The organism is Elioraea tepidiphila DSM 17972 (genome assembly GCF_000378465.1).
GTDB lineage: Bacteria > Pseudomonadota > Alphaproteobacteria > Acetobacterales > Acetobacteraceae > Elioraea > Elioraea tepidiphila.
Genome location: NZ_KB899952.1, coordinates 1 through 15,670, shown reverse-complemented (window position 1 = coordinate 15,670; position 15,670 = coordinate 1). Strand labels below are relative to the sequence as shown.

The following is a 15,670-nucleotide window of genomic DNA, read 5'->3' as shown; positions in this document are numbered from 1 at the left end:
ACTGGACGATCTTGGTGACGACGCCGGCGCCGACGGTGCGCCCGCCCTCGCGGATCGCGAAGCGCAGCCCCTCGTCCATCGCGATCGGCGCGATCAGCGTCACCTCCATCCGCACATTGTCCCCAGGCATCACCATCTCCGTGCCCTCGGGCAGCGTCACAACACCCGTCACGTCCGTCGTGCGGAAGTAGAACTGCGGACGGTAGTTGGTGAAGAACGGCGTGTGCCGGCCCCCCTCCTCCTTCGTCAGGATGTACGCCTCCGCCAGGAACTTCGTGTGCGGCGTGATCGAGCCAGGCGCCGCCAGAACCTGGCCACGCTCCACCTCCTCGCGCTTCGTGCCACGCAACAGCGCCCCGATGTTGTCCCCCGCCTCGCCGCTGTCCAGCAGCTTGCGGAACATCTCCACCCCCGTCACCACCGTCTTCATCGTCGGGCGCAGGCCGACGATCTCCACCTCGTCGCCCACCTTCACCACACCCCGCTCGATCCGCCCCGTCACCACCGTGCCGCGGCCCGAGATCGAGAACACGTCCTCGATCGGCATCAGGAACGGACGATCCTTAGGCCGGTCCGGCTGCGGAATGTACGCGTCCACCGCATCCATCAGCTGCAGGATCGCCTGCTCGCCGATCTCCGGATTGCGATCCTCCAGCGCACACAGCGCCGAACCCTTGATCACCGGAATCTCGTCCCCCGGGAACTGATACGACTTCAACAGCTCCCGAACCTCGAGCTCCACCAGCTCCAGAAGCTCGGGATCGTCCACCATGTCCACCTTGTTCATGAACACCACCAGCGCCGGCACACCCACCTGGCGCGCCAGCAGGATGTGCTCGCGCGTCTGCGGCATCGGACCATCCGCCGCCGAGACCACCAGGATCGCCCCGTCCATCTGCGCCGCCCCCGTGATCATGTTCTTCACGTAGTCCGCATGACCAGGGCAATCCACGTGCGCGTAATGCCGCGCCTTCGTCTCGTACTCCACATGCGCCGTCGAAATCGTGATCCCGCGCGCCTTCTCCTCCGGCGCCTTGTCGATCTGGTCGTACGCCGTGAACGTCGCCCCGCCCGTCTTCGCCAGAACCTTCGTGATCGCCGCCGTCAGCGACGTCTTCCCATGGTCCACGTGACCAATCGTGCCGATGTTGCAGTGCGGCTTCGTCCGCTCAAACTTCGCCTTCGCCATGGTGGTTCTCCGTCGGCCGTCCGGTCAGCGTTGTGGGTGGGTTACCAGCGATAATGCGAGAAGGCCCGGTTGGCCTCGGCCATCCGGTGCGTGTCCTCGCGCTTCTTCACCGCCGTGCCGCGGTTGTTCGCCGCGTCCAGCAGTTCGTTCGACAAGCGATCCTGCATCGTGTGCTCGCCGCGCTTGCGCGCCGCGTCGATCAGCCAGCGGATAGCGAGCGCCTGGCGCCGCTCCGCGCGCACCTCCACCGGCACCTGGTAGGTCGCACCGCCGACGCGTCGGCTGCGCACCTCGACCGCAGGCTTCACGTTCTCCATCGCCTCATGGAACACGCGCAGCGGATCGGCGTTCGCGCCGGCGCGGCGCTTCACCGTGTCGAGCGCGCCATAGACGATCGCCTCGGCGGTGCTCTTCTTGCCGTCGTACATCAGCGCGTTCATGAACTTCGACAGTACGACATCGCCGAACTTCGGATCCGGCAGGACCTCGCGCTTCTCGGCGCGGTGGCGTCGCGACATGGCTCAGGCCCTCCCCGTCACTTCGGCCGCTTGGCGCCGTAGAGCGAACGCCGCTGGCGCCGCTTGGCGATGCCCTGCGTGTCGAGCACCCCGCGCAGGATGTGATAGCGCACGCCCGGCAGGTCCTTCACGCGGCCGCCCCGGATCATCACCACCGAGTGCTCCTGGAGGTTGTGGCCCTCGCCGGGAATGTACGAGACGACCTCGAACCCGTTCACGAGCCGCACCTTCGCGACCTTGCGCAGCGCCGAGTTCGGCTTCTTCGGCGTGGTCGTGTAGACGCGCGTGCAGACGCCGCGCTTCTGGGGCGAACCCTGCAGCGCGGGGACCTTGTTGCGCTTCCGCCGGGGCTCGCGGCCCTTGGCGATCAGCTGGTTGATCGTCGGCATCCCGTTCCTCTCGTCGCGCCGGCGTCCGGCCCTCAACGAAACCCAAACACAAACGACGTCGCGAGCCACGGCGGAAGCCGCGCTCGCGCGCCCGAAACCCTCGACCCCGACCTCAGCCACCCCAAGGGGGCAGCGGCACCGGAGCCGCTCGCATCGCAATCCCGCCGCCCTCGACTCTCCGAAGGCAGCAAGGCCGTGGAACCTAGCCCCCCACCCCAACCCCGTCAAGCATGACCGGCACGGGACGGCCCCGCATTGCTGGCCACGGCATGACGCATGGCGGGGATCGGAGCGGGGACATGCCCCGCCCCGCCCCCCAGGCCAGGCTACTCGGCCGCCACCCCCTCGTCGGTGAGCGCGGGGGTCTCGCCGGTGACGGCGCGGCCCTTGTCGCGCTGCGCCGCCAACGCCTTGAGCCGCATCATCACATTGCCCGTGCCCGCCGGGATCAGCCGCCCGACGATCACGTTCTCCTTGAGCCCCGCGAGCGTGTCGATCTTGCCGGCCACCGCCGCCTCGGTCAGCACCCGTGTGGTCTCCTGGAACGAGGCCGCCGAGATGAAGCTGTGGGTCTGCAAGGACGCCTTGGTGATACCCTGGAGCACCGGGAAGGCCTTGGCCGGACGCTCGTCGGCCGCGAGGCGCTTCTCGTTCTCGATGTCGAACTCGATGCGGTCGACCTGCTCGCCGACCAGGAAGGTCGTGTCGCCCGGATCCTCGATCTCCACCTTCTGCAGCATCTGGCGGACGATCACCTCGATGTGCTTGTCGTTGATCTTCACGCCCTGCAGCCGGTAGACGTCCTGGATCTCGTTGACGAGGTAGTTCGCCAGCGCCTCGACACCCAGCACCTTCAGGATGTCGTGCGGCACGCGCGGGCCGTCGACCAACGGGTCGCCGATCCGCACATAGTCGCCCTCCTGCACCGAGACGTGCTTGCCCTTCGGGATCAGGTACTCGCGCTCCTCGCCGGTCTCGTCGTTCTTCACGACGATGCGGCGCTTGGCCTTGTAGTCCTTGCCGAACTCCACGCGGCCGTCGATCTCGCTGATGATCGCGTGGTCCTTCGGCCGGCGCGCCTCGAACAGTTCGGCCACGCGCGGCAGACCGCCGGTGATGTCGCGCGTCTTCGAGCTCTCGCGCGGGATGCGCGCGAGCACGTCGCCGGCGTTCACCTTGGCGCCGTTCTCGACCGAGAGGATCGAGTCGACCGAGAGGAAGTAGCGTGCCTCGGCGTTGTTCGGCAGCTTGACGATCTCGCCCTTCTCGTCGCGCAGCACGATGCGCGGGCGCAGATCCGCCCCCTTCGCCGCCTGCTTCCAGTCGACGACGACCTTGGACGAAAGCCCCGTCGCCTCGTCCACCCGCTCGACGACCGTCACGCCCTCGATCAGATCGACGTAGTCGACGATCCCCGACCGCTCGGTGATCACCGGGAGCGTGTAGGGATCCCACTCGGCGAGCTTCTGGCCGCGCGCGACCTGCGCCCCCTCGTCGGCGAGCAGCTTCGCACCGTAGGGCACGCGGTAGCGCGCGCGCTCGCGCCGCTGATCGTCGAGCAGCACGAGCTCGCAGTTGCGGCTCATCACGATCGGCACGCCCTGGCTGTTCACGACGACGTTGCGGTTCTTTACCGTCACGATGCCGTCGCCCGCCGCCTCGACCTGGCTCTGCTCCGCGCCACGCTGGGCGGCGCCGCCGATGTGGAAGGTGCGCATGGTGAGCTGCGTGCCCGGCTCGCCGATCGACTGCGCGGCGATCACGCCCACCGCCTCGCCGATGTTCACAGGCGTGCCGCGCGCGAGGTCGCGCCCGTAGCAGGCGGCGCAGACGCCCGTGCGGCTGTCGCAGGTCAGCACCGAGCGGATATAGACGCTCTCCACGCCCGCGCGCTCGATCGCATCCGCCTCGACCTCGCCGATCAGCGTGCCGCGCGGCGCGATCACCGCCCCCGTCACCGGGTCCTGCACGTCCTTCGCGACCGTGCGGCCGAGGATACGCTCGGAGAGCGAGGACACCACCTCGCCGCCGTCGAGCACCGCGCGCACGGTGATGCCGCGCTCCGTGCCGCAATCCTCCTCGATGATGATGCTGTCCTGCGCGACGTCCACCAGACGCCGCGTGAGGTAGCCCGAGTTCGCGGTCTTGAGCGCGGTGTCGGCGAGCCCCTTGCGTGCACCGTGCGTCGAGTTGAAGTACTCGAGCACGTTCAGCCCTTCCTTGAAGTTCGAGATGATCGGCGTCTCGATGATCTCGCCCGAGGGCTTCGCCATCAGCCCGCGCATGCCGGCAAGCTGGCGCATCTGCGCGGGCGAGCCGCGCGCGCCGGAGTGGCTCATCATCCAGACCGAGTTGATCGGCTTGCCGACCTCGCGCTTCGAGATCTCCTTCATCATCGCCGAGGCGACCTCCTCGGTGCAGCGCGACCAGGCATCCACCACCTTGTTGTAGCGTTCGCCCCAGGTGATCAGCCCGTCCTGGTACTGCTGCTCGAACTCCTTCACCTCGGCCTCGGTCTTGGCGATCAGCGCCCGCTTGTCGGCCGGGATGATCATGTCGTCCTTGCCGAAGCTGATCCCGGCCTTGGCCGCGGCGCGGAAGCCGAGCCCCATCAGGCGGTCGGCGAAGATGACGCTCTCCTTCTGGCCGCAGTGGCGATACACCGAGTCGATCACGTCGGAGACCGCGCGCTTCGGCAGCTGCCGGTTGATCAGCGCGAAGGGCAGATTGGGATGCTTCGGCAGGATCGCCCCGATCATCATCCGCCCGGGCGTGGTCACCACGCGCTCGACGATTGGCACACCGTCACGATCGACCGAGTCGCGCCGCGTGCGGATCTTGCTGTGCAGCGTGATCGCCCCGGCCGCCAGCGCCTGCTCGATCTCGCCCATGCCGATGAAGGCCGGCGCGGCGTCGTCCGGCGTCTCCTCGTACTCCTTGGTCTCCAGGCTCAGGTAGTAGATGCCGAGCACGATGTCCTGGCTCGGCACGATGATCGGCTTGCCGTTCGCGGGGCTGAGGATGTTGTTGGTCGACATCATCAGCACACGCGCTTCCAACTGAGCCTCCAGGCTCAGCGGCACATGCACGGCCATCTGGTCGCCGTCGAAATCGGCGTTGAAGGCCGTGCAGACCAGCGGATGGAGCTGGATCGCCTTGCCCTCGATCAGCACCGGCTCGAAGGCCTGGATGCCGAGGCGATGGAGTGTCGGCGCGCGGTTCAGCAGCACGGGATGCTCGCGGATCACCTCCTCGAGGATGTCCCACACCTCCGGCCGCTCCTTCTCCACCATCCGCTTCGCGGCCTTGATGGTGGTGGCGAGATTGTACTTCTCGAGCTTCGAGTAGATGAACGGCTTGAACAGTTCGAGCGCCATCTTCTTCGGCAGCCCGCACTGATGCAGCTTCAGTTCCGGCCCGACCACGATCACCGATCGGCCCGAGTAGTCCACGCGCTTGCCGAGCAGGTTCTGGCGGAAGCGGCCCTGCTTCCCCTTCAGCATGTCGGAGAGCGACTTCAACGGCCGCTTGTTCGCGCCCGTGATCGCGCGGCCACGCCGGCCGTTGTCGAACAGCGCATCGACCGCCTCCTGCAGCATGCGCTTCTCGTTGCGCACGATGATGTCGGGCGCGCGCAGCTCGATCAGGCGCTTGAGGCGGTTGTTGCGGTTGATCACGCGCCGGTAGAGGTCGTTGAGGTCGGACGTCGCGAAGCGGCCGCCATCGAGCGGCACGAGCGGACGGAGCTCGGGCGGAATGACCGGCACCACGTCGAGGATCATCCACTCGGGCCGCGCGCCGCTCTCGAGGAACGCCTCGATCAGCTTCAGCCGCTTGACCAGCTTCTTGCGCTTCGCCTCCGAGGTGGTCTCGCGCAGCTCGGCGCGCAGCTTGGTCTTCTCGGCGGCGAGATCGATTCCCGCCAGAACGCCCTTGATCGCCTCGGCGCCGATCCCGACCGAGAACGCGTCCTCGCCGAATTCGTCGATCTTCGCCTGGTACTGATCCTCAGAGATGAGCTGATGCAGCTTGAGGTCGGTGAGCCCCGGCTCCAGCACCATGTAGCTCTCGAAGTAGAGGACCTTCTCGATCTCCTTCAGCGTCATGTCGACGATCAGGCCGATGCGCGAGGGCAGCGACTTCAGGAACCAGATATGGGCCACCGGGCTCGCGAGCTCGATATGGCCCATGCGCTCGCGGCGCACCTTCGCCAGCGTCACCTCGACACCGCACTTCTCGCAGATGATGCCGCGGAACTTCATCCGCTTGTACTTGCCGCACAGGCACTCGTAGTCCTTGATCGGCCCGAAGATGCGCGCGCAGAACAGCCCGTCCCGCTCCGGCTTGAAGGTGCGGTAGTTGATCGTCTCCGGCTTCTTGATCTCGCCGTAGGACCAGGAGCGGATCTGCTCCGGGCTCGCGATCGAGATCCTGATCTGGTCGAAGGTCAGGGCCCCGCTCTGCTGGCCCAGGATCTTCATCAGTTCGTTCATCGTATCGTCCTCGCTCCTGCCGGATGCGCCCCGGCACTGCGAACGAAAATCAGCAGGCCGGCGGCGGCCGCATCCGGCCGCCGCCGTGTCAGGCGCCGCGGTTCTCGAGCTCGACGTTCAGCCCGAGCGACTTCAGCTCCTTCACCAGCACGTTGAAGCTCTCGGGGATGCCCGCCTCGAAGGTGTCCTGATCGCGCACGATCGCCTCGTAGACCTTGGTGCGGCCCGACACGTCGTCGGACTTCACCGTCAGCATCTCCTGGAGCGTGTAGGCCGCGCCGTAGGCCTCCAGCGCCCAGACCTCCATCTCGCCGAAGCGCTGGCCGCCGAACTGCGCCTTGCCGCCGAGCGGCTGCTGCGTGACCAGGCTGTATGGCCCGATCGAACGCGCATGGATCTTGTCGTCCACCAGGTGGTGCAGCTTCAGCATGTAGATGTAGCCGACCGTGACCTTGCGCTCGAACGGCTCGCCCGTGCGCCCGTCCACAAGCGTCACCTGGCCCGATCGCTCGAGCCCCGCCTTCTCCAGCATGGCCTCGATGTCGTCCATGCGCGCGCCATCGAACACGGGGGTCGCGATCGGCACGCCCGCGCGCAGGTTGCCCGCGAGCTCGGTAAGCTCGCCGACATCCATCCCCGCGATCTGCTCGCGGTAGATCTCGGTGCCGTAGACGTCCTCGAGCTTCTGCTTCAATGGCGCGAAGTTGCCGGAGCGCCGCGCGGCATCCAGCGCCTCGCCGATCTGGCGGCCGAGCCCCGCGCAGGCCCAGCCGAGATGCGTCTCGAGGATCTGGCCCACGTTCATGCGGCTCGGCACACCGAGCGGATTGAGCACGATATCGACGGGCGTGCCGTCCTCAAGGAACGGCATGTCCTCGATCGGCACGACCTTCGACACCACGCCCTTGTTGCCGTGACGCCCGGCCATCTTGTCGCCCGGCTGGAGCTTGCGCTTCACCGCGACGAACACCTTGACCATCTTCATCACGCCGGGCGGCAGCTCGTCGCCGCGCTGGAGCTTCTCGACCTTGGAGAGGAAGCGGGCTTCCAGCCGCTTCACCGCCTCGTCGAACTCGCGCTTCAGCTGCTCGATCTCGGCCATGGTGGCATCGTCCGACACCACGACGTTGCGCCAGGCGCCGCGCGGGATCTCGGCGAGCACCGCCTCGTCGATCGGCGTGCCGGCCTTCAGCCCCTTGAAGCCCGAACCCGCCACCTTGCCGAGCAGCTTCTCCTTCACGCGGTTCAGGAACGACCGCTCCTGGATCGCCTTCTCGTCGTCGCGGTCCTTGGCGAGGCTTTCGATCTCGGCCCGCTCGATCGCGAGCGCGCGCTCGTCCTTGTCCACGCCGCGGCGGGCGAACACGCGCACATCGACGATCGTGCCCGACACGCCCGGCGGCAGCCGGAGCGAGGTGTCGCGCACATCGGACGCCTTCTCGCCGAAGATCGCGCGGAGGAGCTTCTCCTCCGGCGTCATCGGACTCTCGCCCTTCGGCGTCACCTTGCCGACCAGGATGTCGCCCGGCCGCACCTCGGCGCCGATATAGACGATGCCGGCCTCGTCGAGGTTCTTCAGCGCCTCCTCGCCCACGTTCGGGATATCGCGCGTGATCTCCTCCTGGCCGAGCTTGGTGTCGCGCGCCATGACCTCGAACTCCTCGATATGGATCGAGGTGAACACGTCGTCGCGCACGATCCGCTCGGAGATCAGGATCGAGTCCTCGAAGTTGTAGCCGTTCCAGGGCATGAACGCGACCAGAACGTTCCGACCAAGTGCCAGTTCGCCGAGCTGGGTGGACGGCCCGTCGGCGATGATGTCGCCCGCCTGCACCGCATCGCCCACGCGCACCAGCGGGCGCTGGTTGATCGCGGTGGACTGGTTCGAGCGCTGGAACTTGCGCAGCCGGTAGATGTCCACGCCCTCGGTCGTGCCGTCCTCGCGCGTGGCGCGCACGACGATGCGGGCACCGTCGATCTGATCGACCACGCCGGGGCGCCGCGCCATGATCGCGGCCCCGGAGTCACGCGCCACCGGCGCCTCCATCCCGGTGCCGACCAGCGGCGCCTCGGCCTCGATCAGCGGCACCGCCTGGCGCTGCATGTTCGAGCCCATCAGCGCGCGGTTGGCGTCGTCGTTCTCGAGGAACGGGATCAGCGCGGCCGCGACCGAGACGAGCTGCTTGGGGCTGACGTCGATCGCGGTCACCTGATCGGGCGGCACCATCGCGTAGTCGCCGCCCTTCCGGACCGAGACAAGCTCGCCAAGGATCTGCCCGTCAGGGCCGATCGGCACGTCGGCCTGGGCGACGACGAGCTTCTCCTCCTCCATCGCCGAGAGGTAGCGCGGCGCGCCGGGCAGCACCTTGCCGTCCTTCACCATGCGGTACGGCGTCTCGATGAAGCCGTACTTGTTCACCTGCGCGTAGGTCGCGAGCGAGTTGATCAGGCCGATGTTCGGGCCTTCCGGGGTCTCGATCGGGCAGATCCGGCCGTAATGCGTCGGGTGCACGTCGCGCACCTCGAAGCCCGCGCGCTCGCGCGTGAGCCCGCCCGGACCGAGCGCCGAGAGGCGGCGCTTGTGAGTCACCTCCGAGAGCGGGTTGGTCTGGTCCATGAACTGGGAGAGCTGCGAGGAGCCGAAGAACTCGCGCACCGCGGCCGCCGCGGGCTTGGCGTTGATCAGGTCGTGCGGCATCACCGTGTCGATGTCGACCGAGCTCATGCGCTCGCGGATCGCGCGCTCCATGCGGAGCAGGCCGACACGGTACTGGTTCTCCATCAGCTCGCCCACGGAACGGACGCGCCGATTGCCCAGGTTGTCGATGTCGTCGATCTGCCCTCGCCCGTCCTTGAGCTCGTGCAGCGTCTTCACGACCGCGAGGATGTCGGCCTTGCGCAGCGTGCGCACCGTGTCCGGCACCTCCTCGGTCGAGAAGCCGAGCCGCATGTTCATCTTCACCCGCCCGACCGCGGAGAGGTCGTAGCGCTCGGGGTCGAAGAACAGGCCCTTGAACAGCGCCTCCGCGGTCTCCGGCGTGGGCGGCTCGCCCGGGCGCATCACGCGGTAGATGTCGAGGATCGCCTCGTCGCGGTTGGAGTTCTTGTCGAGCGTCAGGGTGTTGCGCAGCCAGGGCCCGGTCTGCTGGTCGATCGCGAGCGTGGCCAGCGTGTCGAAACCGGCCTCCTCGATCGCGGCGAGCTTCGGCTCGGTGATCTCCTCGCCCGCCTCGAGGTAGATCTCGCCGGTCTCGAGGTTCACCATGTCCTCGGCGGCGAAGCGGCCGAGCAGGTCGGCGCGGCCCACCAGCACCTCGGTGGTGCCGGCCTCGGCGATCTTGCGCGCCATCCGCGGCGTGAGCTTGGCTCCCGCCTCGGCCACCACCTGGCCGGTCTTGGCATCGACCAGCGCGTCGAACAGCTTCACGCCGCGGAACGCCTCCGGATCGAAGGCGCGGCTCCAGCCCTTGGGGCCGCGCGTGAAGACCACGCGGCCGTAGAACACCGCGAGGATCTCCTCGGCATCCATGCCGCGCACCTCGCCCGGCTCCACCGTCTCGCCCTTGGCCTCGCGCGCCGCGCGCAGCGCCTCCGTCGCCGCACTGTCGAGCGCGTAGAGCAGCGTGGTGACCGGCAGCTTCCGGCGCCGGTCGATGCGCACATAGAGGATGTCCTTGGCGTCGAACTCGAAGTCGAGCCACGAGCCGCGATACGGGATCACGCGGGCGGCGAACAGGTACTTGCCGGAGGAATGCGTCTTGCCCTTGTCGTGGTCGAAGAACACGCCGGGCGAACGATGCATCTGCGAGACGATAACCCGCTCGGTGCCGTTGACGATGAAGGTGCCGTTGTCCGTCATGAGCGGCATGTCGCCCATGTAGACATCCTGCTCCTTGATGTCGCGGATCGAGCGCGCTCCCGTGTCCTCATCGACATCCCAGACGATCAGGCGCAGCCGCACCTTCAAGGGCGCGGCATAGGTCATGCCGCGCGCCATGCACTCCTCGACGTCGTACTTGGGGTCCTCGAACTCGTACTGGACGAATTCCAGCCGGCCGCGGCCGGCGAAGTCGTCGATCGGGAAGACGCCCTTGAACACCTCCTGCAGCCCGGCATGGACGCGCGCGTCCGGCTTCACGTGCATCTGCAGGAAGCCCTCGTAGGAGGCGCGCTGGACCTCGATCAGGTTCGGCATCGGCGCGACCTCGGGGATCCTCCCGAAGGACCTGCGAATGCGCTTCCTGCCCGTGAACGAACCGATCATCGACCTGCCCCCATGCTGGCTGGAGCCGGAACACCCGGAATGGCGGACCCTTCCCGGCCGGAACGGCGGCCGGTTGCCGAAACGGCGGCAGCCGGGCGGAGGAGGGTCACCCCCGCCCGGCGCCGGAGGGCGGCCGAAGCCGCCTTATGCGTCAACTCGCGCCCGCTCACTTGATCTCGACGGTCGCGCCCTGCTCCTCGAGCACCTTCTTGATCTTCTCCGCCTCGTCCTTGTTCACGCCGGCCTTCACTTCCTTCGGCGCGCCCTCGACGAGATCCTTGGCCTCCTTCAGGCCAAGCCCCGTGATCGTGCGGATCTCCTTGATCACGTTGATCTTCTTGTCGCCGGCCTTGGCCAGGATCACGGTGAACTCGGTCTGCGCCTCGGCCGCCGGAGCCGCCGCGGCACCCGGCGCGGCCGCGGCCGCAACCGCCACCGGCGCCGCCGCCGACACGCCCCACTTCTCCTCGAGCATCTTCGAGAGCTCGGCCGCCTCGAGCACCGTCAGGCTCGAAAGCTCGTCCACCAGCTTCGCCAGATCAGCCATCGTCTCAGTCCTTGTATCTTGCGGTTAGGTCTTCTGCTCGCAACCCGGACCATCCGGGCCGCGCATCGCGTCCTCGGAAGGCCCTCAGGCCGCCTCGTCCTTCTTCGCGTAGACACCGATCACGCGCGCCACCTGCCCGGCCGGGGCCGCGAGCACGCTCGCGATCCGGCTGGCCGGGGTCTTGATCATGCCGATCAGCTTCGCGCGGAGCTCGTCGAGCGAGGGCAGCTCGGCGAGCGCCTTCACCCCTTCCGCGTTCAGCGTCTGGGTGCCGAGCGCACCCCCGACAATCACAAGCTTCTCGTTGGCCTTGGCGAACGTCACGACGGTCTTGGCCGCCGCCACCGGATCCGATGACCACGCGAGCGCGGTCGGACCCGTCAGCATCGGCTTGATCCCGTCGAACCGGGTGCCCTGAAGGGCGAGACTGGCCAGACGGTTCTTCGCGACCCGGAAGGTCGCCCCGGCCTCGCGCATCCGTGCGCGCAGGTCCGACACCTCCGCCACCGTCAGCCCGGCATTGCGGGTGACGACGACGAGCGTTGTCTCCTGGAACACGGCAGCGAGCGAGGCAACGACCTCCCGCTTCTCCGTACGGTCCACGTCCCGTCTCCATCGCTTCGGCCCGGGACCATCCCGGGGCCGAATTGCCCATGGACCATCCGCCTTCCGGACAGGCCGGCAGCCGGATGGCCCGGTTCGCCTGTCCAGACGCAGAAGACCGAACCGCGCATTGGACCTCCGCCGCATCGCCTCGATGCGCCGGACGCCCTCCTCGCAATCCGTTCCTCCTGTCTACCGCCTGCGGGCCTTCCGGCCCTTCACGGGGAGCGCCGTGACGCCGCCCCACACACGGTCTCGGACAGGGTTGCGGTGCGGCGATACGCTGCCGCCCCGCGCTTCCCGCCCCCGGTCGCCCAGGGGCGGAACTCGTGCGCCGCCCTCAGGTCGCGAGCGACGCGGTGTCCACCTTCACGCCCGGCCCCATCGTCGAGGAGAGCGCGACCTTCTTGATGTAGGTACCCTTCGCCCCCGAGGGCTTGGCCTTGGCGATCGCGTCGATGAAGGCGCGCGCGTTCTCGGCGAGCTTCTCCTCGGGGAACGAGGCCTTGCCGATCCCGGCATGGACGATGCCCGCCTTCTCGGCACGGAACTCGACCTGGCCGGCCTTGGCGGCCTGCACCGCGCCCTTCACGTCCATCGTCACGGTGCCGAGCTTCGGGTTCGGCATCAGCCCGCGCGGGCCCAGCACCTTCCCGAGCCGGCCCACGAGGCCCATCATGTCGGGCGTCGCGATGCAGCGGTCGAAGTCCATCTTGCCGCCCTGCACCGCTTCGGCGAGATCCTCCGCGCCGACCACATCGGCGCCGGCCGCCTTCGCCTCCTCGGCCTTCGCACCCTTGGCGAACACGGCGACGCGCAGCGTCTTGCCGGTGCCGTTGGGCAGGCTGGTCATGCCGCGCACGTTCTGGTCGGCGTGGCGCGGATCGATGCCGAGATTCATCGAGATCTCGACCGTCTCGTCGAACTTCGCCTTGGCGTTCTGCTTGACGATCCGCACCGCCTCGTCGAGCGGATAGGCCTTCTGCGGGTCGAACCCCTTGTAGAGCGCGGTGATGCGCTTGCCACGATCGGCCATGGCTCAGCCCTCCACCACTTCGAGGCCCATGGATCGGGCGGAGCCGGCCAGCATGCGCATCGCCGCCTCCTCGTCATAGGCGTTCATGTCCTTCATCTTGATCCTGGCGATCTCGCGGAGCTGGCTCTGCGTGACCCTGCCGATCTTCGCCCCCTTGCCCGGGGCGGTGGACCCCTTCTCGAGCTTGGCGGCGCGCAGCAGGAAATGGGTGTTGGGCGGCGTCTTGGTGACGAAGGAGAAGGTGCGGTCGGCATAGGCCGTGATCACGACGGGCGTGGGCGTCCCCGGCTCGATCGACTGGGTTGCCGCATTGAACTCCTTGCAGAACTGCATGATGTTGAGGCCGCGCTGACCGAGCGCGGGACCCACCGGCGGGGACGGGTTCGCCTTCCCAGCCGGGATCTGCAGCTTGATGTACCCGACGATCTTCTTCGCCATCTCTCACCCCTGGCTCCAGGGGGCCGCGGTGCCTACGGGATGCGCGCAAACGCACCCCTCCCGCGTCCCGTTGTCTGCGAGCGGGCGGGTATAGGCGTGCCGACGCGAACTGTCCAGCCCCGAATGCGCGCCTGTCAATGCCCATGACGAGGGTCAGCCCCGACGACCCCGCGCCCTCGCGCCCGCCCAGGCTGACCGCGCTGGTCGTGGCGGCCGCCCTGTTCATGCAGAACATGGACAGCACGGTCATCGCGACCGCCCTGCCCGCCATGGCGGCCGGTTTCGGGGCGGATGTGGTGACGCTCTCGCTCGCGCTGACCGCCTACATGCTCAGTCTCGCGGTGTTCATTCCGGCCTCGGGGTGGCTCGCGGACCGGTTCGGCGCGCGGCGCGTGTTCCAGGCCGCGATCGTGGTGTTCACGCTCGGCTCGGCGCTGTGCGGGCTCGCCCCGACCCTCCCCTTCCTGGTGGCGGCGCGGATCGTGCAGGGCATGGGCGGGGCGCTGATGGTCCCGGTGGGGCGGCTGGTGATGCTGCGCTCGGTGCCCAAGAGCCAGCTCGTCAACGCCATGGCCTGGCTGTCGATCCCCGCCCTCATCGGTCCACTGATCGGGCCGCCGGTGGGCGGGCTGATCGTCACGCATGTCTCGTGGCGTTGGATCTTCGCGCTCAACATCCCCGTGGGGCTGATCGGGCTGGTGCTGGCGACCCGGGTCATCCCGGAGACCCGCGGCACCGCCAGCAGGCGGCTGGACGGGCCGGGTCTGGCACTGTCGGGCCTCGCGCTCGCCGGGATCATCCTCGGGGGCGAGCTGCTCACCAAGCCCGTTCTCGGGGTGCCGGCGGGGCTCGGGGTGCTGGCGGTCGGGCTGGCGGCGGGGGTCGTGTACCTGCGCCATGCCTGGCGGAGTGCCCGGCCGGTGCTGGACCTGCGGCTCCTGTCGGTGCCGAGTTTCGGGCTGTCGGTGGCGGCGGGCACGCTGTTCCGGATCGGCGTCGGCGCGATCCCGTTCCTGCTGCCGAGCATGATCCAGGTCGGATTCGGGTGGAGTGCGGCCAAGGCGGGGCTGATCACCTTCTCGGCGTCCGTGGGCGCGATCGCGATGAAGATGGCGGCGGCGCCCCTGCTGCGCCGGTTCGGGTTCCGGCGCCTGTTGGTGGCGAACGGCGTGGCCTCGGCGGCCTCGATCGGCGCGATGGGACTGATGGGAGCCGCATGGCCGGTCTGGGCGATGCACCTGATGCTGGCGGTCGGCGGGTTCTTCCGCTCGCTTCAGTTCACGGCCTTCAACACCGTGGCGTTCGCCGACATCCGCCGGCATCGCACCGCGGACGCGACCGGGTTCTACTCGACCGCCCAGCAGGTGTCGCTGACGCTGGGGGTGGTGGCGGCGGCCGGCGCGCTCGAGATGGCGATGCGCGTGTCCGGGCATGCGCACCCGGCGGCGGGGGATTTCTCGGCGGCCTTCTTCGCCGTGACGCTGGTCGCGGCGCTGGCGGTGCCGGTCTGCCTGCGGCTGCCTGCGGATGCGGGGGACGCGATGGCGGGACGCGGCGGGTAGATGGGGCGGGCGGAGCAGCGCCCACCCGATCTCAGCACTTCAAGGGGCTGACCTGGCTAAGCGGTGAAAGGCTGGGTTGGTCAGATGGTTGAGCGTCGTCGGAGCCGTCTGGCGTTGGGGGTTCAGCGGCGGCTGCTTGAGCACTTCGTGGCCGGTACGCCGGCACGGGTCGCGGCCGAGCTGGTCGGCATCCACCGCAACGGCGCGATCCTGTTCCATCGCGAGCTGCGCGAGATCATCTTCGCCCGCACCCGAGAGGCGCAGCCCTTTGCCGGCGGGGTCGAGGTCGACGCGAGCTACTTCGGCGGCTACCGCAAAGGCATCCGCGGCCGGGGTGCTGCCGGCAAGGTGCCGGTGTTCGGCCTGCTCAAGCGCGGCGGCCAGGTGCACGCCGTGATGATCCCGAACCTGCGCTCGACCACCCTGATGCCGATCATCCGCCAGCGCGTGCAGCCCGACGCGATCGTCTACAGCGACGGCTACTTCAGCTACGACGTGCTCGATGTCTCCGAGTTCCACCACGTGCGGATCGAGCCGCAGGCAACGCCCGGAGGGCGGTACAAGGGCCGCGGCTATGCCCAGGGCCGTGCCCACATCAAGGGCATCGAGAACTTCTGGAGCCAGGCCAAGC

11 protein-coding genes are annotated in these 15,670 nt (G+C 68.3%); 2 read left to right on the top strand and 9 right to left on the bottom strand.

Translation table 11 applies throughout. The annotated features are described in order from the left end of the window. The 9 genes from tuf to rplK form a co-directional block, all read right to left on the bottom strand. Window positions 1-1,189, bottom strand: a 1,189-nt coding sequence (gene tuf / locus F563_RS0120650) for an elongation factor Tu (RefSeq protein WP_019013728.1), incomplete at its 3' end; no start/stop codon positions are given. Between the two features lie 41 nt (window positions 1,190-1,230). Then, window positions 1,231-1,707: a 30S ribosomal protein S7 gene (rpsG, locus tag F563_RS0120645; RefSeq protein ID WP_019016593.1), complete on the bottom strand. Its 477-nt coding sequence runs from the start codon at window positions 1,705-1,707 to the stop codon at window positions 1,231-1,233. Between the two features lie 17 nt (window positions 1,708-1,724). Beyond that, window positions 1,725-2,096 (bottom strand): 30S ribosomal protein S12, encoded by a 372-nt coding sequence (gene rpsL / locus F563_RS0120640; protein WP_019016592.1) that lies wholly within the window; start codon window positions 2,094-2,096, stop codon window positions 1,725-1,727. A gap of 326 nt (window positions 2,097-2,422) precedes the next feature. Next, complete coding sequence (rpoC, locus tag F563_RS0120635; RefSeq protein ID WP_019016591.1) at window positions 2,423-6,589, bottom strand: DNA-directed RNA polymerase subunit beta'; 4,167 nt, start codon at window positions 6,587-6,589, stop codon at window positions 2,423-2,425. A gap of 88 nt (window positions 6,590-6,677) precedes the next feature. After that, the gene (gene rpoB, locus F563_RS0120630; RefSeq protein ID WP_019016590.1) at window positions 6,678-10,853 is read right to left on the bottom strand and encodes a DNA-directed RNA polymerase subunit beta; all 4,176 of its coding nucleotides are present in this window, start codon (window positions 10,851-10,853) and stop codon (window positions 6,678-6,680) included. Window positions 10,854-11,019: 166 nt separating this feature from the next. Continuing rightward, complete coding sequence (gene rplL, locus F563_RS0120625; RefSeq protein WP_019016589.1) at window positions 11,020-11,400, bottom strand: 50S ribosomal protein L7/L12; 381 nt, start codon at window positions 11,398-11,400, stop codon at window positions 11,020-11,022. Between the two features lie 84 nt (window positions 11,401-11,484). Then, window positions 11,485-12,003 (bottom strand): 50S ribosomal protein L10, encoded by a 519-nt coding sequence (gene rplJ / locus F563_RS0120620; RefSeq protein WP_019016588.1) that lies wholly within the window; start codon window positions 12,001-12,003, stop codon window positions 11,485-11,487. Between the two features lie 340 nt (window positions 12,004-12,343). Continuing rightward, window positions 12,344-13,039, bottom strand: coding sequence for a 50S ribosomal protein L1 (gene rplA / locus F563_RS0120615; protein ID WP_019016587.1), 696 nt, complete (start codon window positions 13,037-13,039; stop codon window positions 12,344-12,346). 3 nt (window positions 13,040-13,042) lie between these two features. After that, window positions 13,043-13,477 carry a 50S ribosomal protein L11 gene (gene rplK / locus F563_RS0120610; RefSeq protein WP_019016586.1) on the bottom strand — a complete coding sequence of 145 codons (435 nt, stop codon included), beginning with the start codon at window positions 13,475-13,477 and terminating at the stop codon, window positions 13,043-13,045. A 143-nt stretch (window positions 13,478-13,620) separates the two neighbouring features. On the opposite strand from rplK, the gene F563_RS0120605 reads away from it, so the two are divergent. Further along, window positions 13,621-15,039 (top strand): MFS transporter, encoded by a 1,419-nt coding sequence (locus F563_RS0120605; RefSeq protein WP_019016585.1) that lies wholly within the window; start codon window positions 13,621-13,623, stop codon window positions 15,037-15,039. Window positions 15,040-15,123: 84 nt separating this feature from the next. After that, on the top strand, window positions 15,124-15,670 hold a 547-nt coding region (locus F563_RS0120600; protein ID WP_035575190.1), incomplete at its 3' end, for an IS1595 family transposase.

What these genes read in the sequence shown, in the direction of transcription:
- rpsG (WP_019016593.1), bottom strand. Translation starts at nt 1,707, where the DNA reads ATGTCGCGACGCCACCGCGCCGAGAAGCGCGAGGTCCTGCCGGATCCG.
- rpsL (WP_019016592.1), bottom strand. Translation starts at nt 2,096, where the DNA reads ATGCCGACGATCAACCAGCTGATCGCCAAGGGCCGCGAGCCCCGGCGG.
- rpoC (WP_019016591.1), bottom strand. Translation starts at nt 6,589, where the DNA reads ATGAACGAACTGATGAAGATCCTGGGCCAGCAGAGCGGGGCCCTGACC.
- rpoB (WP_019016590.1), bottom strand. Translation starts at nt 10,853, where the DNA reads ATGATCGGTTCGTTCACGGGCAGGAAGCGCATTCGCAGGTCCTTCGGG.
- rplL (WP_019016589.1), bottom strand. Translation starts at nt 11,400, where the DNA reads ATGGCTGATCTGGCGAAGCTGGTGGACGAGCTTTCGAGCCTGACGGTG.
- rplA (WP_019016587.1), bottom strand. Translation starts at nt 13,039, where the DNA reads ATGGCCGATCGTGGCAAGCGCATCACCGCGCTCTACAAGGGGTTCGAC.
- rplK (WP_019016586.1), bottom strand. Translation starts at nt 13,477, where the DNA reads ATGGCGAAGAAGATCGTCGGGTACATCAAGCTGCAGATCCCGGCTGGG.
- F563_RS0120605 (WP_019016585.1), top strand. Translation starts at nt 13,621, where the DNA reads ATGACGAGGGTCAGCCCCGACGACCCCGCGCCCTCGCGCCCGCCCAGG.